Source organism: Leptolyngbya sp. Heron Island J, from assembly GCF_000482245.1.
Taxonomy (GTDB): Bacteria; Cyanobacteriota; Cyanobacteriia; order Phormidesmidales; family Phormidesmidaceae; genus Leptothoe.
Map to the genome: position 1 here is coordinate 52349 of NZ_AWNH01000046.1, position 18250 is coordinate 70598.

Below are 18250 nucleotides of genomic sequence, written 5' to 3' on the forward strand. Positions count from 1 at the left end.
GCGTTGACTTTATGGGATGAGGTACGCCTGACCTAATGGGGGCCAATACTGTTGTACCATCGCTGGGATCATCCGCTGTTGCCGATGAGAATACTGTTGTTTGTTATCCCTACGGTGTTGGTCATGCGAATGAAGGCATTAGTCTAGGTCTGACCATTGGCTCTCACCGAGTATTACTTGATTGCGGTCTAGAGGATTTAACGTCTCTAGAGAGTGCTCCTGCCCCAGATGCCGTCTTTTTTAGCCATGCTCACTTTGAGCATGGCCACAGTCTAAGCCAGGTAAAACAACGCTGGCCCCACGTGCCGATTTATGCCACAGCGGCCACGGCTGCTCTGTTGGAGGATAGGGTTTTGGCCCAGTCCCTTCGGGTTTTGCCCTGGCGGATGCCAGTTAAATTAGCAGACAACTTAACCCTAGAGCTGTGGCCCGCTGGCCATTTGCCAGGGGCTGCCTGTGCTCTATTTACTTATATCCATAACAATCGAAACTATCGGATTTTCTATACTGGGGATTGTTTTCTTTCCAGTACTCGTCTGGTAGATGGTTTGCCGCTGGCGGCTCTACGGGGTTTACATCCCGATGTGCTGATTATTGAGGGGAGTCTGGGGGCAACCCGCTATCCCAATCGTCGTCAGCAGGAAAATCAGCTCATTAAGCAGTTGCGATCGCACTTAGACCAGTCGCGCTGTGTTGTTTTTCCAGTGCCCATGTTGGGTCTAGGGCAAGAGCTGTTGATGCTCTGGCGCAGCCACTACCATTTTACTGGGCAACCTTTAACCATTTGGGTTGATCCCGCCATTGCCCGTAGCTGTGATGCTTATCTAGAACTGCTGGCTCAGCAGCCGGATGCCTTTCCTCGCAATGTGCAAAATTTTGCTCGACATCAGTCTATCTTCTGGGACGATCGGATCAATCCCAACATCAAACGTCTATCAGCTGAGGCCTCCACTCTACCTCTTCATGCACCTGCAGTATTTTTAGTCCATCCAGCCACCCCGGTGGATCTCTATTGTCAACGTCATCAGGGGTCTTGGAGTGTCTTTTTGCCAGAGCAAGCTGACCTCAGGGCCTGGCAAACTCAGATCAATACCCATGGCCCGATCTACGACTGGTTTGATAGTTTCAAAAATGCGACCACGTCGGGCACTGTGCAGTTAGAAACCTATCAGTTGTATTGCCACTGTGATGGTGATGGCACCACACAGCTGATTCACAATTTGCGGCCACGTCATGTGGTGTTGGTCCACGGCAAATTGGATGATCTTAGCGCCCTTGCAAATTTAGAATCGCTCCAAAGCCGCTATCAGCTTCATATCCCGCTGCCAGGGAATCCCCTATCTCTGTTTTTGGATACGCGGTTTACATCCCCACCCCCACCCCGCGAACTGACCTTTGAAGGTACCGTTAGTGACTCTCGGGAGCAAGTCTCTATGCAGCTGCCGCCTACAATTACGTCGGATGCTCGCTGGCAGAGCTTTGCTGAAACTGGAATCATTGAAGCCCGCTGGCAGGGCGATAATTTGGTCTTACGAGGCGTAGATCCATCGGAATTGACGGAGATTACTAATCGGTTGGCTCCCGATCGCATCGCCTGTGACAATTGTCAGTTTTATCAGCAGCGTAGCTGTCAGCAGCCGCAGTCACCCTTGTTTGGTAGGCTAGTGGCCCCAGACGGTCACTGCCCAGAATTTATGGCCCGGTAGGGCGCGTTTCTATTCGTGGAGTTGCTCAGAGGTGGGACAGTCATCTGAGATGGCTATTTCTGTATCTCCTTTGGGGACTGTGGCTAACTTTTGTTGGATGGAGCCAATGCTCTCTAGCCTCACCATTTCTTCCCAGGCGCAGAGTTCATCTTCTTCTTCGGTTTCGTAGCGCAAAGTCACGAGATCACCCTCAATGTTAAGGATCTTAGCCCGCTCGATCCAGCGGTGCTGATCCCTTAAAAATACCCACACCTCACGACCGTCGCAGGAGAGTTGGTATATCTTGCGATGTAGCATAGAAATCTACCCGTCATCTAAGCGACTACTGTGGTCCTAAGACCATAACTTAAGTACAGCTTAAGGGAGGTGAATGGACTTTGACCACCCGGATAATGGGTTTATGGCTGGCGGAGGTTAAATTATGAGACTACATCTTTGTACATGGCCTGAAGTAGAGGAGTATTTGGTGCGATCGCAAGGCATCATTTTTCCCATTGGGTCCACTGAACAGCATGGCCCAACGGGGTTAATTGGCACTGATGCCATTTGTGCGGAAACCGTTGCCACAGGTGTGGGCGAACAAACAGGAGCCTTGATCGGCCCCACCATTAACGTTGGCATGGCCCTGCATCACACTGCTTTTCCCGGCAGCATGAGTCTACGTCCCAGTACGCTCATTGCCTTAATTCAAGACTATATTAAGCCTCTAGCCCGAGCCGGGTTTACCCGGTTTTACTTTATCAATGGCCACGGGGGAAACATGGCTACGCTTAAAGCTGCCTTTTCTGAAACCTATGCCATGCTGGCGGATCTGAATATTGCCGGTGCCGAGCAGGTGCGCTGTAAACTAGCAAACTGGTTTATGTGTCGCTCCGTATATACCCTGGCTAAAGAACTCTACGGTAACCAAGAAGGCTCCCACGCCACCCCCAGTGAAGTGGCGCTGACTCAGTATGCCTATCCTGATTTCATCAAGTCAGCACCATTAGAGCCCCAGGTTGCTCCCTCAGGACATCGCATCTATGGCGCTACCGATTTTCGGCAGTTTTATGCTGACGGTCGCATGGGCTCTAACCCGGATCTAGCTACCCCAGAACATGGCAAACAATTTTACGAAGCCGCTGTCAAAGAAATGAGTAATGACTATCTCAAATTCTTAGGGGATTAATGGTAGAGGCGTTCCATGAAACGCCTTCACAAAGGGAAAGAAAGTGTTTTAGCTACCCAAAATTTTAGGTACCTTAAAAAAGTCATCCTCGCGATCAGGGGCAATTCCCAAGATCGATTCACGATCCTCAAAGGGAGCCAATTCATCCTGACGAGTAATGTTACTCAGCTCAATTGCTCGCGTAGTGGGTTCAATATTTTCCGTATTCAGCTCGTTTAGCTGCTGGACATAGTCCAAAATACCGCTGAGCTGCTCTGTAAACTGCTGCTCTTCAGCTTCAGTTAGCTCCAATCGAGCCAACAGCGCTACCTTACGAACTTGTTCTAAATCAATCATTTGAGCGAGGTAACTATGAATCGTACATACTCGGATGGTAGGAGTTACCCACCATCCATCACTATTCAACCTATTGATTAAAAGAAGACATCTGCAGGCATCCGGCCCGTATTCTTAAGCCAGTTTTGAGCCTCAATGTAGTTATTGGGAGCCATCCTTAACGCTTCCAACCAATAGCTGGCTGCTTCGTCATAAAAGACTTCAGCTGCTTTTTTATCGCCTGCAGCTTCAGCCTGCTCACCTCGGTAGTGATGGATAACCGCAGTGTTGTTTAACGCCTGAGGCATGCGAGGATTGAGCTCGATAGCTGCGGCATATTTTTCCAAAGCAGTATCATGATCGCCGTTACTAGCGTGGATCAGCCCCATATTGTAAAGAACGAAGCTTTTATCGTAGGGATCTTCTTCGAGTTCTAACGCTACGTTGTAGTTATCCAGGGCTTCTGCATATTCGCCATCGGCCTGGGCAGACATGCCGTCACGGTAGTAGGCAAAGGCTTCTTTCGCCTGCTTTTTCGTCGGCAGCATCTTTAAGATCATATCGGCCATGACCGTAAAAGATTTATCGATGAAATTATCGTTACGCTGAGTTCTAGGCATGGCAAGACTAGTCGATAAGAGTGCCAAAGCTACATTTTAATGTAATGCAGCCATAACCTTCACGAGTTAGTTGGGGTCTGTAATAAACCCTAGCTAAGTTGCAACCTAAAGTTTCTACCAAAGCAAAACCCCAGCGCCAGATACAGCCACAGAGGTATCAATCGGTTGGAGAAGCTTGACTGACTAAACATGCATCTAAAAACATGATCAAGTCACCCACGGTGTCAAAACGTGTTTCGTCAAAGCAGTCGCTAATGTCTATATCAAAGTGGGTGACGACGTCATCACAAAAGCTGACTGACCAGTCAAACCAGCACACCATGGGAAACTGTAAATCATCTACCAGACGGTCGTGGGGTCTGATGCGATTAAATTCCAGACCGGAATAGGCTTCTAACGAATGATAGATAAACAGCAGTGTACTGGGCTGAGACTGGGTAACTTGATGGCATTCTTCACACCAAGCCTCAGTTGAGAGGGGATGACGACGCTGTCTGAGAGATTGGTTAACCTGATGACGTATGGATAAATCAGGGCTCATATCCCCATAGGTTTCTATGCTACGGATATAGTTATTAGCCTTTCGCCACTGTTGCCACATAAGTTTTGCCTAACCCGCGACCTAGAAACGTTATTGACTCGTCGGTGCCCCAAGCATCCTGACGTATGACAACGGTTAACGCTATGGTAGCTTGCTAACCGTTAGCTAATGCGGGCTGCACACTTCAGTCTCGTAAAAAGCACTGTTTAGTTGTGTGTCTATTGTTCCCCGCCCTCCTAGCATAACCACGGTGTACAGCGGGGTGGGCTGAGAAAAACCGTCTGTGGGGCAGGGTGCCAAGAAAGGCATGGCGATAGATGGCTCTAGCAATTCTGGCTGAGCGTCGGATCAGGTATTGAAGACAGGAGCATTCGGCCCCTTACTCGGCCCCTTATATCTATGAGGCTAAACTGACCAGGGCCATGCGTTGTTCTAAATACGCTTGCAGTCGACGGGCATTCATCGGTTTGCCAATTAAATAACCCTGGGCGAAATCACACTGATAGGTTTCTAGTAGAGATTGTTCTTCAAGGGTTTCTACCCCTTCTGCAACAATACTGAGACCTAAATCGTGCCCCATGTCGATAGCTGATTTGAGAATAATCTGATTTTTGGGATCAGTAGTTACCCCGCGCACAAAGCAGTTGTCAATTTTGAGCGTATCGATGGGAAGTCTTTGTAGATAGCTGAGCGAGGAGTAGCCGGTACCAAAATCGTCTACAGCTAACCGAATGCCCAGGTGCTTGAGTTCATTTAAGGTCCGTATAGCGGCATTGGCATCTTGAATCAGGGCGGTTTCCGTAATTTCTAACTCCAGCAAGCTGGGGGATAGGTTGCTCTGTTGTAGGGTTTTAGCCACCTGTTGTGTCAGATTACCTTGATTAAACTGAACGCTGGATAGGTTAACTGACATATGACGCAGACCCAGGTTCATATCTTGCCATTGGCGTGCTTGACGGCAGGCAGTTTCGAGCACCCACTGACCAATGGCAAGGATTAACCCTGTTTCTTCTGCAAGTGGAATAAACAACCCCGGTGAGATATTGCCTGCTTCGGGGTGGTGCCAGCGGATGAGGGCTTCGGCCCCTTCGATATGGCCTGTCCGTAGATTAAGCTGAGGTTGATAGTGTAATTCAAATTCATCGCGTTCTAGTGCATAGCGCAGCCAGGTTTCTAGCCGAATTTGGTACTCGGTGGCGATGGGCATATTGGGCTGATAAAACTGGCAGTAGTTACTTTTTTGGCGCTTGGCATATTCCAGAGCTGCATCGGCTTGACGCATGAGTACAGGTAGTTTTTCACTGTTGTCTGGATACATGGCCACACCCACGCTGGCGGTGAGAAAGACTTCATGCCCTGGCAGTGAAAATGGTCGACTCAGGGCATCCATTAGCTCTGTGGCCAGCTGTCTAACTGTGGCGAGGTGCTCTACATTGCCGAGAGTAACGGCAAACTGGTTGCCAGTGAGACGGGCCAGAGGGGTGTTTGCTGGTAGACAGGCCTGGAGACGATGGCTAGCGGACTGGAGCACTGCATCACCGGCTGGATAGCCCAGGATATTGTTGATTTGTCTGAGGCGGTCCAGGCTAATGGAAAGTAGGGCGACTGGTTGGGTGGATGTTTGGATTAGCTGGGTAAAGCGTTGTTCAAATAAAAGATGATTGGGTAACTTGGTGAGGCTGTCGTAGTAGCACAGGCGATTGAGGTGTTCTGCGGCCAGGCGTAAGTGGCTGAGGTAGTGGTTGCTGATGGCGGCTTGATGGTTGAGGCGAGTTGAGATCGCAGCAATCAACACATCATCTGAAAAAGGCCGCAGCAGGCAATCATCCGCCCCCATTTGCATCGTTTCTCGCAAATGCCGGTGGTCATACAGCGAGCTGAGCAAGATAAATGGTGTAATCACCAACTGCACGTCGTTACGCATTTGTTGCAACACATAATGACCGTTGCAGTCGCTTAGCTCCCAATCACAGACCACTAAGTTTGGATTTTGGAGGCGAGCCCGCTCTAGCCCGGCGGCTCCGGTATCCACCTGATCGACGCTGTAGCCTGCGGCTGCAATCATTTGTGCGGTTGTCGACGGTTTTAACCTCGATGATCCAATCAGTAAAATCTTTTGCATAGATGCTATGTTGCAACCCTCATCAAACGTCGGGCAACAGATGCATGTTGGGACAGCCTATGGTGAACTATCGCCCAAGTGTTTGACGGTTCCCACAGTTGTCCTAGAATGCCCGAGACAAGATGGAATCAATCGATAGTGAGGGTAATAGGCAGCGAGCCGATAGGCGTTGCCTACAGTCTTTGCTAATCGGCCTTAAAGGGCAAACTGTTCCAGGGTTTGGGCAAAGGGAGGATAGGATACCGCCGCCGCTTCAGCCTGGTGAATGGTTGTGGCTCCGCTGGCCCGCAACGCTGCAATTGCTAAACTCATGGCGATGCGATGGTCAGTAAAGCTATCGACATCGGTGCCAGTCAGGGTGGCTCCCCCTTGAATTTCTAGACCGTCGGGCAGCTCACTGACCGAGGCTCCCAGATGATTTAGCTGGCTGGCAGTTACGGCAATGCGATCGCTTTCTTTAACCCGTAGCTCGGCGGCATCTTCAATGCGAGTGGTTCCTTCAGCAAAGAGGGCCGCTACTGCCAGGATAGGGACTTCATCAATTAACCGAGGAATCAGATTGCCGCCAATGGTGCAGGCCTGGAGCTGGCTGGTCCTTACGCGAATGTCTGCCACAGGTTCTCCGGTCACCTCGCGACTGTTTTCTAAGGTAATATCGGCGTTCATCTGTTGCAGTGCGTCTAAAATGCCAGTACGAGTAGGATTGACGCCGACATTTTCAATCACCAAATCGGAGTCTGGCACAATCGCGGCGGCTACCATCCAATAGGCGGCAGAGCTAATATCGCCCGGTACAATCACGGTCTGCCCCTGGAGCTGGCTAGGGCCATGCAGTGTGACTCGGCGAGCACCATGGTCAACAGTGAGGTGAGCGCCAAAGGCTCTCAGCATGCGCTCGCTATGATCCCGCGAGATGCTAGGTTCGGTGACGATGGTATCGCCATCAATTGATAGTCCGGCTAGTAAGATACAGGACTTGACCTGGGCTGAGGCAATGGGGGAGTGATAGTGGATAGGGGATAGGATTTGTCCTTGAATGGCTAGGGGGGCCAGCCGATTGTTGTTGCGACCCCAGATTTGAGCGCCCATGGCGGTGAGGGGTTTAATCACGCGGGCCATGGGTCGCGATCGCAATGAGGCATCGCCAGTTACCGTAAAGAATCGCTCAGGATGAGAGGCCAGTAGCCCTAGCATTAGCCTGAGGGTAGTGCCTGAGTTACCGGCATCTAAAACATCCACTGGTTCCTGGAGCTGACCTACACCTAACCCTTTGACAGTGACCCATTCCGCTTCCAGGTCAGAAATCTCAGCTCCCATAGCCCGAAAACAAGCCGCTGTGCGACGAGGGTCTTCACCCAATAGCAGACCCTTGATCCGGGTTTCACCGCTAGCCAGGGCTCCTAACATCAAAGACCGATGGGAAATAGATTTATCTCCGGGTATCTGTAATCGCCCCTGAAGCCCTCTGCCACTGGCTGTGATTGTCCAGGCCTGACGGGCAGACGCATCGGTTTTAATTAACAAAGCAGGGGCAACCATGGCAATAGACTCAGCAAGCGGCGTTTCTGATTCTATCGTGACCTGTAGCCCTGACTTATTCAGCGGTGGGAGTTTCTGGAGTTTCTGGGGTTTCTGCGTCTGTACCTACAGGGACTTCAGCGCCACAGTAAGTGTTGATGTTGTTGACTAGAGTGGCTTCGTCTTGAGATAAGGTCTGTAGATTAGTGAACGCTGTGTTGGCTTTACCCTGAAACTCTTCTAAGACGTTACTCAAGTCAGTTTCCGATTGAGCATTGGCGACTAACTGCATCGCTTCACCGGCCACATTTAATTCCTGGGCTGAGCCAGTAATGATTTCAGCATAGCCATTACGATATTCGGCGAGTTGTTCATCTGATAATTCCAACTCATTTAAGCTGGTCACCATGCTATCGATGCTGCCCACTACTTTGTCGACGGCACTAATGTATTGGGTGGCGGCAGTTTGAATATCTCCCAGACTTTCAGCGCCCTGGGCCTGTTGGGTAAAGGTGTCGATTTCGGTTTCAAACTCATCCTTGAATACTTGGGCCTGGTTAATCACATCGGCAAACTCATTACACTGAGCCACCGTTGAAGGGCCACAGCTAGTTAGCGTGAAGACGGCTAACCCCGCTGACAAAATTGAGCGTGAAAGGCGCATTAGATTGGTTCTCGTTATGGTCACTATGGCATTAACAGTTTGAACATTAGTTAATGCGGGACAGTAATCTCTTTTACAATTTACCCAGTCTGATAGTAAATACGTTCAAACTAGAGTACACCTGTCAGGAATTCTTCGGCATCTCTTAAAAAGCTTGTTTTTACGGACAAAGCACCCCATACACAATAGATTAAACTTGATAAATCTTTAACTGGCTCGGTTGTGCCTTCATGAGTGTCAGCATTTCGCAATATCGTCAGACCATTCCAGCGTTAAAGAACAAAGCCTATTTTAACTATGGTGGTCAAGGGCCAATGGGGATTAGTACCCTGAATGCTATCCAGGCGGCCCATCAAACCATTCAGACCCGTGGACCTTTTAGTAGTGCCGTTAACCACTGGATGCAAGCTGAAGGGGAGAAAACTCGGCAGGGGCTGGCGGCAGACTTAGCGGTTGATCCCAAGACGATTGCCCTGACTGAAAATGTAACGGTTGGTTGCAACGTTGCTCTATGGGGGATGTCCTGGCAAAGTGGCGATCATATTCTTCTGTCTGACTGTGAGCATCCTGGTATTTTTGCTGCCGTGTACGAACTGCAACGGCGCTATGGCCTTGAGGTTAGTGTTTTTTCTCATCTGGATCAGCTGAATACCACCGATCCCCTGGCTACCATTGAGGCCCATCTGCGATCGACCACTCGTCTGGTGGTGGTGAGTCATATTCTTTGGAATACCGGCCAGGTAATGCCGCTGGCAGAAATCAGTCAGCTTTGTCACGGACGTTCCCAGCCAGTGCGGGTGCTGTCAGATGCAGCTCAGTCAGTGGGGATGTTGCCCCTCAAGCTGGCGGAAACTGGAGTCGACTTCTATGGGTTTACGGGACATAAATGGTACTGTGGCCCTGCTGGACTGGGTGGTCTCTATGTTAGCCCTGAGGCCATGGCGGAGCTATCACCGACATTTATTGGCTGGCGTGGGATCACGACGAATGATCAGGGACAGCCGACGGGCTGGGAGCCTGATGCACGTCGATATGAGGTGGCGACTTCTAATGTGGCATTGTGTAGTGGGTTACGGGTTGCGATCGCAAAGCACAACGAATGGGGCACTACAGAAGAACGCTATTTTCGCATTTGTCAACTCAGCAGCTATCTTTGGGGCAAGCTTAACAGCCTGCGTTCTGTTCGATGTCTTTTAAAATCTCCTCCAGAGTCTGGATTGGTCTCGTTCCAAATCTTTCAAGCAGGAGAGCACTCACCAAAACTGCATCAAAAGTTAGTGGTTTATTTAGAATCACAACAGTTCTACCTGCGCACCCTGTTATCGCCTAGCTGTGTTAGAGCCTGTACCCATTACTTCACAACAGAGTCTGAAATTGATCGTCTAGTAGATGCCATAGAAACGTTCTTAGGCAAGCAGGCTTTGTAAGGATATGGAGGCTTAGTAACGGATAGTTTCTCTAAGCCCTGTGGATGAAAAAAGTATGGGAGCATAGCGGAGCCACTTTATCGATCTTGAGACTTGATGGTCTGAACTAGCTAAGGGTGACGCATCAGCATGAGACGCTTGTTTAGCATATTCCCCAGAGACTTTCGTGTTCCCATCCGTCGGGTGCTGGTGGTGCCGTTTGTGCTCCAGATTTGTGCCACTGTGGGATTGGTTGGCTATCTTTCGTTTCTCAATAGCCAACAGACTGTGCAAAGTTTGACTTCTCAGCTACGAATGGAAGTCTCGGCCCGTATTCAAAAAGAGTTACAAGGATATTTTGAAACTCCCCATGAAATTAATCGCTTAAATGCGACTGCTTTAATCCATGACGTGATTGATGTTGCCAATGCCACTCGTGGTGAAGCGCAGCTCTATCAACAGATGCGAATTGCCCCAAATATTGCGTTTGTTTACTGTGGCAATAATAGGGGAGATTTTTTTGGTGTTTTACGAGCACCGGAGGATGGTTCTCTACAGTTGTCTTATAGCAATGCTGCGACGAAAGGAAAGCGTCAATATTACATGTTGAATGTACGGGGGCAGCGCACCTATTTTTCCCATCAGTTAACGGAGACCTTTGACGCCAGGCAGCGACCCTGGTATCGGGCGGCTACCCAAGCTCAGCAACCAGTATGGACGGATGTTTATATTGCCTTTACCACTAGATTGCCCAATATCACAGCGGGACTGCCGGTTTATGATCGCTCAGGACAACGATTGCTGGGGGTGTGTGCAGCTGATGTTGTTTTGCCAGAAGAGTTTCGTGATTTTCTGAGAGAGCTAGAGATTGGGAAGTCGGGTCAGGCGTTTGTGATGGATCGTGAAGGGCGTTTAATCTCTAGCTCTGCGGATGAACCTTTGATGCTAGGAGATCAGGATGATCCTAAATTTTTGCAGGCTGTGAATAGTCAAGATCCCATTGTTCAGGGTACTACACAATATATTTTGGATCACTTTGGTAGTTTGCAGGAAATTGTGCGATCGCGACAGCTCAACTTTCAGTTAGAAGGTAAGCGACATTTTGTCCAAGTGCTGCCGTTTAACGACGGTCGCGGTCTCGACTGGTTAATCGTAGTGGCGATTCCAGAAACTGACTTTATGGGACAGATTTATGCCAATAACCGCAATACCATCGGGCTCATGCTGTTAGCCCTTGGTATAGCTATTGGTATTGGCTTGCTGATTACCCGCTGGCTGACCCAACCGGTTTTACGCATCACCCAGGCATCCGAAGCCATTTCTAAAGGAGCCCTCAACCGTAGAGACCTGAGACTGCGAGAGAGTCAGACCGGCCCCATCAGTGAATTACGGACATTGGCCTCTGCATTTGACAGCATGGCCAGTCAGCTCAAAACATCTTTTGAAACCTTAGAAGATAAAGTCAGAGAACGCACTGCCGAACTGGCCAATGCTAATGCTCAAATTAGCACTCTGAATGACAAGCTCAAAGCCGAAAATCTGCGGATGGGAGCAGAGCTTGACGTAGTCAGAAGAATTCAACAAATGATACTACCCAAGGACGAGGAATTAAGAAAAGTCAAAGGCCTCGACATCGTTGGGTTCATGGAACCCGCTGATGAGGTGGGTGGAGACTACTACGATGTGCTACAGACAGGAGATATTGTCACCTTGGGTATCGGTGATGTTACCGGTCATGGTTTAGAAAGTGGCATGTTAATGCTCATGACCCAAACAGCGGTACGCACTTTACAAGAAATTCAAGAGCATGACCCGATTAAGTTTTTAGAAACCCTCAACCGGACTATTTATCAGAATGTGCAGCGGATGGATTCTGAGAAAAATCTAACCCTGGCCATTCTTAATTATTCCGATGGGTGTGTTAGCATCAGTGGTCAGCATGAAGAGATTCTGATCGTGAGAGCTGACAGCACAATTGAAAGCATTGATACGATAGACTTAGGGATGCCCATTGGTCTGGATGATAATATTGCCGACTTTATTAATTATGTCAGTGTGCAGCTGCAGCCTGGGGATGGAGTTGTACTCTATACAGATGGCATCCCTGAAGCGTATAACTTGTACAAAAAACAATATGGCATGTCGCGTCTGTATCAAGTTATCGCCCATAGCTGGAGTGGTACAGCTGACGAGGTTAAACAGGCTATTATTCATGATGTTAAGGCATTTATCGGTGCACAAAAAGTATTTGATGATATCACGTTGCTTATTCTCAAACGGCGGTAGCGATATTCATCCAACCATTGAGTATTCAATAACCTTTAATCAAAGATTTTCCTGACGACTCATGATGACAAAATCGATGTTCTAGGAGAAAATCGGATGCACCAGATCTTTGGTGATTATATTAACGTCCTACCACCTGATCGTGACTCTCTAGAACTCAGCTTTACCTCCACATCGGAGGACATCAAAAATCTTTGGCGAAATCAGCGTCTATCCGCTCACTTTTTAGCGAATTGTTTTATCAACTTTCTGCCGTTGGATGAGAATAATCCTGAAGAAGAGCAGCGTATTAAGGAAGCTCAAGGTTCTATCAGCTATGTTGCTAATGAGCTGATAGAAAATGCGGTGAAATTTAACCTAGAGGCTGTGAGTCATCAGGTGAAACTGGGTATTTACTTCCTTGAAAGCTCAGAATTGATAGCGGTGATATTTGCCACTAATACAGTCGATAAAACTCAGGCGGAGACCTTTCAGACTTTCATCAAAAAGCTATTAGCATCTGACCCACAAGAATTATATATACAACAATTAGAAGCTAGTGCTAACGATCACGACTCCACGCAATCTGGCCTGGGATTTTTGACCATGATCAATGACTATCAGGCCCGGCTTGGCTGGAAGTTTGAGTCGTTGTCAACAATTCCCGATCTTATTGCGGTCACAGTGATGGCTCAGGTGATTGTATAGCGTTTTTGAGCGCCGCTAGAAGATAATTAACTAGTTCAGATGACCTATCAATATTTACGTTATAGAGGCTACCAAAAATCAATGTGTGGGGTCTGCCCCATCGTGGATTTTGCCCTAGTAGTTAAAGAATTTATTTTTGCTGCATTTTTATCCACTATCACTAGGCTTGTGCTAGCGTTTGGTTAGATTTATTTTCGGCTGTGTAATCTTTTGTACAAACGGTTCTCCGAATATAATTCTATGTCCTTTTAACTTTGGAGAATCCCGCATGTCAGTTTATGTTGGAAACTTGTCCTATGACGCTACTCAAGAAGATGTAACTGAGGTGTTTGCTGAGTACGGTACTGTCAAAAGTGCCCATCTACCTACTGATCGAGAAACAGGCCGACCGCGCGGGTTTGCATTTGTTGAGATGCAAACCGGTGAAGAGGAGGCTGCGGCGATTGAGGCTTTAGATGGTGCCGAGTGGATGGGTCGCGTGCTTAAGGTGAATAAAGCAAAGCCTCGTGAGCCCCGGAACTCATCTGGAGGTAAGTGGGGTAATAAAGGTGGCGGCAGCTATTAAGTCGTAACACTTACTGGCACATTTGTATAAATCCTCTTTAGAGATGGGATTTTGAACTCAGAAACCATGCAGGGTTGCTTGCATGGTTTCTTCTTATCTCTGGCAATGGTCATGCCTGGATTTCCGATGTCATGTGATTAATGTCACATCCTAAAACCTGGAATTCTTCCTGACAGGATTGGAGCTTGTTTCGTGTTGGATGACTAAATGTTGCAACGGTGACTCCCACTGCAACAGATAGGCTGACAACATGTACCTGTTGTAGCTGGTACTGGGTACGCTCTCCCTCGATATCCTGAATTCAATCTTTTACTGACTCATCTGCTATTCAAAGGAGCTGTCATAAATGTCTGCAGTAAACGGTGTCATGATGCAGTATTTCCATTGGTATGTGCCGAGCGACGGTAGCCTATGGAATCAAGTTAATACTCTGGCTCAAGAACTAGCCGATGCAGGGTTTACGGCTATGTGGTTACCGCCTGCCTATAAAGGTATGGGCGGCGGCTACGATGTGGGATATGCCGTCTATGATATGTACGATCTCGGAGAATTTGATCAACGTGGTTCAAAGGGTAGTAAATATGGCACTCGCGATGAATATTTAACTGCTGTCGGAACACTTCAAGCCAATGGTATTCAAGTTTATGCCGATGGTGTACTCAATCATCGGATGGGAGCCGACCAAACAGAAGTGGTCAAAGCTACCCCCTTTTGGCAAAATGATCGCCTAAATCCCAAGGGCTGGCAGCGTGACATCAAGGCCTACACACATTTTACGTTTCCAGGCCGAGTATTGCCAGACGGCAGCAAGAAATATTCTGACTTTGAATGGCATTGGTGGCACTTTGATGCTGTTGACTATGATGAATTTACTAAAGAAGGCGATACAGTTTATCTCTTTGAGGGTAAGGCATTTGATGATCATGTTGCTCTGGAGAAAGGAAATTTTGCCTACTTGATGGGGGCCGATGTGGACTTTCAAAGTGTTGAGGTGCAACAAGAAGTCGAAAACTGGGGTAAGTGGTATCTCGACCAAACAGGGGTAGACGGATTCAGGCTAGATGCGATTAAACACATTTCTGCCTGGTATTTTCCGCTTTGGATCGATGCCCTGGAGCGGCACGCGCAAAAAGATCTGTTTATGGTGGGAGAGTATTGGTATAACGATCTGGGGACGCTGCAATGGTATGTCGATTCTGTTCAAGGTCGGATGTCGGTCTTTGATGTTCCTTTGCACTACAACTTCCACTACGCCAGTAGAGCCGGTGGTAATTACGATATGAGAACGATTTTGGATGGGACCATGATGCAAACGAATCCCACCCATGCCGTAACGTTTGTTGAAAATCATGATTCCCAGCCGCTGCAAGCGTTAGAAGCTCCGGTAGAGGCTTGGTTTAAACCCTTGGCCTATGCCTTAATCTTGTTACGCTCAGAAGGCTATCCTTGTGTATTTTATGCGGATTATTATGGTGCTCAGTATGAAGACTACGGTAGGGATGGCAACAAATACCCGATCACGCTCCACTCCCATCGCTGGATACTCGATAAGTTCCTGTATGCTCGTAAACACTTTGCCTATGGGCCTCAGTACACTTACTTTGACCATTTCAATACTATCGGTTGGACCCGCTTAGGTGATGCTGAGCATCCTCAAGCGATGGCAGTGATTATGAGTGATGGCCCTGAAGGCTACAAGTGGATGGAAGTGGGTAAGGCCAACACCCAGTTTTATGATTTGACTGAGCATATAAAAACGCCGATTACGACTAACCAGTGGGGGTGGGCAGAATTTCAGTGTAAAGGTGGCTCAGTTTCTGTTTGGGTAGAAGCGTAAAAGCAGCAAGAGAGCTAGACCTGATTCTAAATCTGCCTTGAGATCGTCAGTGAACCGTCGGGGCTGCTAGCAACGGCGGTTCTAATGTATGTCAGTACCCGCAGCTGCACCAATATGCCTATATTAGGTCAGGAGGATTCGCTATCAAGGTAATACATCAAACCGGGTGTAATGGTGTGACAGTTTACCCATGCGTCCTCCTAGGGAGTGGTAGCAATGGGTTGCCTTTACAGTAATGATATTTGTAGGGCTGTGAGTGACTGATGGCAAACCTTCTCGGCCGTGCGTTTGGACTGACATGATCACGATAGATTATCTAGAATTGATTGAGCAGGGAGTGGATGCCTGGAATCGTTGGCGTGAAGAACATCCTGAGGAAGATCCTGAGTTAGAATCTGCCTATTTATTTGAAAAGTCGCTCCAGGGCATTAATCTGCGTGGTGCCAATCTTAATCGTGCCTGTCTGATCGGTGCTAATCTTCAGGACGCTGATCTGACAGGGGCTGACCTTGGGGGGATTTATGCTAGCAATACAAATTTACAAGGTGCGAGGTTAGCTGCTGCTAATTTGCAGGGGGGGAACTTTAGTCGGGCGAATTTGGCTCAGGCGGATTTGTCGGATGCGATTATTGATAATGCTAATTTTACAAACGCCTGTTTAGAAGGGACGTGTTTGGATGGATGGCCTGCTGTAGCTGACGTCACCTTGGCAGCGGTAGAGAATAGCCAGCCTGAGATGAGGTCGGTTGCTCCACCAATGTCAGAACCAACCCCTGACTTAATGCCAAGATTCGGCCTCATGCTGGCTGCGGTCAGTGGTGCTCTGTTTGTAGCTGTCTCATTAGCCACCGTTGCTCTCTATTTTGCTCTGCGGCCTAGGCCACCTAAGTTTGTGACGCCAGATGGTACGGTCACTATCCAGCTAGTGTGTGATGAGCCTGATGTGACGAGCCTTAGTGCCAGCGACGCCGAGCATGTCTATCCAAACGGCATCCGATTTTATGGCCAGTTTAAGGATGGTAAACCTGGGAACGGACGTGGCAGTATGCTGTATCCCAATGGCAATCGTTACGATGGTGAATATCGTAGTGGTCAGCGTAATGGCTGTGGCACATTTACCTTTGATAATGGCCGTCGCTATGTCGGTGAATTTCAAAATGATTTATTTAGCGGTCGCGGTGTTTGGATGTTAGAGAATGGCGATCGCTACATCGGTGATTTTGAATTTAATCGGTGCAATGGTGAGGGGGTATACATATTCGCTGACGGTACCTCACAATCAGGCATATGGCAGCAAGGACGCTTAGTGGATGGCGATATCACATGCGATCTCGATCCCATCGATTTACCCGAATCTTGACAGTATCTTTTCAGGAGCTTAGCCAATGGCTACTTTTTATAATCGGTTTCCCCAGGTGCGCCTATTGCTAGCGATTGTCTCAGCGGCCAGTTTAACTCTAGGGGCTACCCCTGTGGTTTATGCCCAAGATGTGCCGACACCCACCCCCCCTGCTGACGGAGGGGAGTTTGAAGGGGCTCCCGATCCCACACCGGGGCCTGATGTGGCACCGGACCCGACTGACGAACCGACAGCAGGCGAGCTATCAGATGATCCAGATGCAGCAGAACCAGACACTGCCACGGATACGGATGACTCCGATACTGCGACTGAGGAACCCACGGACGAACCGACATCGCAGGACTCACCTGATGACTCGGATGAGTCGCCAGCAGATGAAATTGCTGAAGATGCCGATGCACCAGCTGATGAGGACTCTGATATTGAGGTCTCAGAAGATCCAGATACCGAGAATGAGGGTGATGCTGCTGGTTCCGGGGGTAATGCTGCGCCTGCTAATAACAGCCCCCGTGGTCTGTGGTAAAGTCACCACTCTGATCTAGGGAAGAACAGTGACTAACGTGCCAGGTGTCACCAACTCATAAAGCTCACGGATGTGCTCGTTATACAGACGGACACATCCGTGGGAGGCGGCTTCACCGATAGAATCATGGTTTGGGGTGCCATGAAATCCAATTTCATTGCGACCATCTGTCCAAAATGCAATCCATCGTTCACCTAATGGATTCTCAGGACCAGGGGCCATCAACTCCCCTGTAAACGGGTTCGTCCAGCCCGGATTCTCCAGCATGTAAGAAACTTCAAAGGTTCCCGTGGGTGTTTCCCATCCAGCCTTACCCACTGCTACAGGGAATGACGTTTCTAGGGTGTCTCCACGGAAGACAAAGAGCTTCCGTTCATTCAGTCGTAGAACCAGTTCTACCGGCTGCTCGGCAGCTGGCCACTTGCTCAGGTCTGAGGTGGGAGGTTTAACGGGGATCGGGGCCGCTTGCTCTGAGAACGCTCCGAGGGATGGTGCTGTTATTTCTGCAGCACCAGGAGTTGCCAGGAGTCCTCCTAAAAGTGACACCGTTAGCCCTACTATCAAACTGTGAATAGTACTAGTCACCAAACACCTCTATTGCTTTTATGCACCTTTGCTGATGGTGACAAAATTTAGGAATAAATTTCAAGGGAGTGGACAAATCTCTTGCTGGTTGTTAGCTCTAACGATAAATTTCCAAGATCGGAAAAAAAAAGGCTCCAGATTTCCAGCTTGGGAACTCTCTGACCTGTCGATATCATCATACTGATAACAGGTTAAACATTCGCATTACAAAGCTGATCCATTTCTATAAGTTCCGCTTTCGCATCTACCAGGGCAATCGCTACAACGCCTTCTCAGTGTTCGATTCGCACAGTGCACAGAGCCCCCGACACTACGTCAGGGGCTTTTTTGTAAGGTTTTTCAACTGT

17 protein-coding genes are annotated in these 18250 nt (G+C 48.6%); 9 read left to right on the forward strand and 8 right to left on the reverse strand.

Translation table 11 applies throughout. The features are described 5' to 3' along the window. Nucleotides 1-35 precede the first annotated feature (35 nt). Complete coding sequence (locus N836_RS53455) at nt 36-1706, forward strand: MBL fold metallo-hydrolase (protein WP_023073056.1); 1671 nt, start codon at nt 36-38, stop codon at nt 1704-1706. A gap of 9 nt (nt 1707-1715) precedes the next feature. Here the strand turns inward: N836_RS53455 and N836_RS53460 are convergent, their stop codons facing one another. After that, on the reverse strand, nt 1716-2003 hold the full coding sequence (locus N836_RS53460) for a DUF6679 family protein (RefSeq protein WP_023073057.1): 288 nt from the start codon (nt 2001-2003) through the stop codon (nt 1716-1718). Nucleotides 2004-2127: 124 nt separating this feature from the next. On the opposite strand from N836_RS53460, the gene N836_RS53465 reads away from it, so the two are divergent. Beyond that, complete coding sequence (locus N836_RS53465; protein WP_031292827.1) at nt 2128-2874, forward strand: creatininase family protein; 747 nt, start codon at nt 2128-2130, stop codon at nt 2872-2874. A 48-nt stretch (nt 2875-2922) separates the two neighbouring features. Here the strand turns inward: N836_RS53465 and gatC are convergent, their stop codons facing one another. The 6 genes from gatC to N836_RS53495 form a co-directional block, all read right to left on the reverse strand. Continuing rightward, complete coding sequence (gene gatC, locus N836_RS53470) at nt 2923-3210, reverse strand: Asp-tRNA(Asn)/Glu-tRNA(Gln) amidotransferase subunit GatC (protein ID WP_023073059.1); 288 nt, start codon at nt 3208-3210, stop codon at nt 2923-2925. Between the two features lie 77 nt (nt 3211-3287). Then, nucleotides 3288-3809: a photosystem I assembly protein Ycf3 gene (locus tag N836_RS53475; protein WP_023073060.1), complete on the reverse strand. Its 522-nt coding sequence runs from the start codon at nt 3807-3809 to the stop codon at nt 3288-3290. 157 nt (nt 3810-3966) lie between these two features. Beyond that, on the reverse strand, nt 3967-4410 hold the full coding sequence (locus tag N836_RS53480) for a hypothetical protein (protein WP_023073061.1): 444 nt from the start codon (nt 4408-4410) through the stop codon (nt 3967-3969). 337 nt (nt 4411-4747) lie between these two features. Continuing rightward, entirely contained in the window at nt 4748-6472 is a 1725-nt protein-coding gene (locus tag N836_RS53485; RefSeq protein ID WP_023073062.1) for a putative bifunctional diguanylate cyclase/phosphodiesterase, read from the reverse strand. Between the two features lie 195 nt (nt 6473-6667). After that, a complete protein-coding gene (gene aroA / locus N836_RS53490; protein ID WP_023073063.1) occupies nt 6668-8011 on the reverse strand; it encodes a 3-phosphoshikimate 1-carboxyvinyltransferase in 1344 nt (447 codons plus the stop codon). Nucleotides 8012-8066: 55 nt separating this feature from the next. After that, nucleotides 8067-8654, reverse strand: coding sequence for a hypothetical protein (locus N836_RS53495; protein WP_023073064.1), 588 nt, complete (start codon nt 8652-8654; stop codon nt 8067-8069). A 230-nt stretch (nt 8655-8884) separates the two neighbouring features. Here N836_RS53495 and N836_RS53500 point away from each other — a divergent pair, with 230 nt between their 5' ends. From N836_RS53500 to N836_RS53525, 7 genes are all read left to right on the forward strand, one after another. Then, nucleotides 8885-10081 carry an aminotransferase class V-fold PLP-dependent enzyme gene (locus N836_RS53500; RefSeq protein WP_023073065.1) on the forward strand — a complete coding sequence of 399 codons (1197 nt, stop codon included), beginning with the start codon at nt 8885-8887 and terminating at the stop codon, nt 10079-10081. A gap of 129 nt (nt 10082-10210) precedes the next feature. Next, nucleotides 10211-12346: a SpoIIE family protein phosphatase gene (locus N836_RS53505; protein ID WP_023073066.1), complete on the forward strand. Its 2136-nt coding sequence runs from the start codon at nt 10211-10213 to the stop codon at nt 12344-12346. Between the two features lie 96 nt (nt 12347-12442). After that, nucleotides 12443-13033, forward strand: a complete 591-nt coding sequence (locus N836_RS53510) for a DUF6272 family protein (RefSeq protein WP_023073067.1) — start codon at nt 12443-12445, stop codon at nt 13031-13033. Between the two features lie 268 nt (nt 13034-13301). After that, nucleotides 13302-13598 carry an RNA recognition motif domain-containing protein gene (locus N836_RS53515; protein ID WP_023073069.1) on the forward strand — a complete coding sequence of 99 codons (297 nt, stop codon included), beginning with the start codon at nt 13302-13304 and terminating at the stop codon, nt 13596-13598. Nucleotides 13599-13944: 346 nt separating this feature from the next. Next, the gene (locus tag N836_RS53520) at nt 13945-15435 is read left to right on the forward strand and encodes an alpha-amylase (protein WP_023073070.1); all 1491 of its coding nucleotides are present in this window, start codon (nt 13945-13947) and stop codon (nt 15433-15435) included. 298 nt (nt 15436-15733) lie between these two features. After that, nucleotides 15734-16795 carry a pentapeptide repeat-containing protein gene (locus N836_RS73360; protein ID WP_023073071.1) on the forward strand — a complete coding sequence of 354 codons (1062 nt, stop codon included), beginning with the start codon at nt 15734-15736 and terminating at the stop codon, nt 16793-16795. A 25-nt stretch (nt 16796-16820) separates the two neighbouring features. Next, nucleotides 16821-17318 carry a hypothetical protein gene (locus N836_RS53525; RefSeq protein ID WP_023073072.1) on the forward strand — a complete coding sequence of 166 codons (498 nt, stop codon included), beginning with the start codon at nt 16821-16823 and terminating at the stop codon, nt 17316-17318. Nucleotides 17319-17333: 15 nt separating this feature from the next. Here N836_RS53525 and N836_RS53530 read toward each other — a convergent pair whose 3' ends face one another. Next, nucleotides 17334-17903 (reverse strand): L,D-transpeptidase, encoded by a 570-nt coding sequence (locus N836_RS53530; protein WP_031292828.1) that lies wholly within the window; start codon nt 17901-17903, stop codon nt 17334-17336. Nucleotides 17904-18250: the final 347 nt, after the last annotated feature.

Bases quoted from the DNA above. Each gene is read 5' to 3' on its own strand.
- N836_RS53455 (WP_023073056.1), top strand. From the start codon at position 36: ATGGGGGCCAATACTGTTGTACCATCGCTGGGATCATCCGCTGTTGCC.
- N836_RS53460 (WP_023073057.1), bottom strand. From the start codon at position 2,003: ATGCTACATCGCAAGATATACCAACTCTCCTGCGACGGTCGTGAGGTG.
- N836_RS53465 (WP_031292827.1), top strand. From the start codon at position 2,128: ATGAGACTACATCTTTGTACATGGCCTGAAGTAGAGGAGTATTTGGTG.
- gatC (WP_023073059.1), bottom strand. From the start codon at position 3,210: ATGATTGATTTAGAACAAGTTCGTAAGGTAGCGCTGTTGGCTCGATTG.
- N836_RS53475 (WP_023073060.1), bottom strand. From the start codon at position 3,809: ATGCCTAGAACTCAGCGTAACGATAATTTCATCGATAAATCTTTTACG.
- N836_RS53480 (WP_023073061.1), bottom strand. From the start codon at position 4,410: ATGTGGCAACAGTGGCGAAAGGCTAATAACTATATCCGTAGCATAGAA.
- N836_RS53485 (WP_023073062.1), bottom strand. From the start codon at position 6,472: ATGCAAAAGATTTTACTGATTGGATCATCGAGGTTAAAACCGTCGACA.
- aroA (WP_023073063.1), bottom strand. From the start codon at position 8,011: ATGGTTGCCCCTGCTTTGTTAATTAAAACCGATGCGTCTGCCCGTCAG.
- N836_RS53495 (WP_023073064.1), bottom strand. From the start codon at position 8,654: ATGCGCCTTTCACGCTCAATTTTGTCAGCGGGGTTAGCCGTCTTCACG.
- N836_RS53500 (WP_023073065.1), top strand. From the start codon at position 8,885: ATGAGTGTCAGCATTTCGCAATATCGTCAGACCATTCCAGCGTTAAAG.
- N836_RS53505 (WP_023073066.1), top strand. From the start codon at position 10,211: ATGAGACGCTTGTTTAGCATATTCCCCAGAGACTTTCGTGTTCCCATC.
- N836_RS53510 (WP_023073067.1), top strand. From the start codon at position 12,443: ATGCACCAGATCTTTGGTGATTATATTAACGTCCTACCACCTGATCGT.
- N836_RS53515 (WP_023073069.1), top strand. From the start codon at position 13,302: ATGTCAGTTTATGTTGGAAACTTGTCCTATGACGCTACTCAAGAAGAT.
- N836_RS53520 (WP_023073070.1), top strand. From the start codon at position 13,945: ATGTCTGCAGTAAACGGTGTCATGATGCAGTATTTCCATTGGTATGTG.
- N836_RS73360 (WP_023073071.1), top strand. From the start codon at position 15,734: ATGATCACGATAGATTATCTAGAATTGATTGAGCAGGGAGTGGATGCC.
- N836_RS53525 (WP_023073072.1), top strand. From the start codon at position 16,821: ATGGCTACTTTTTATAATCGGTTTCCCCAGGTGCGCCTATTGCTAGCG.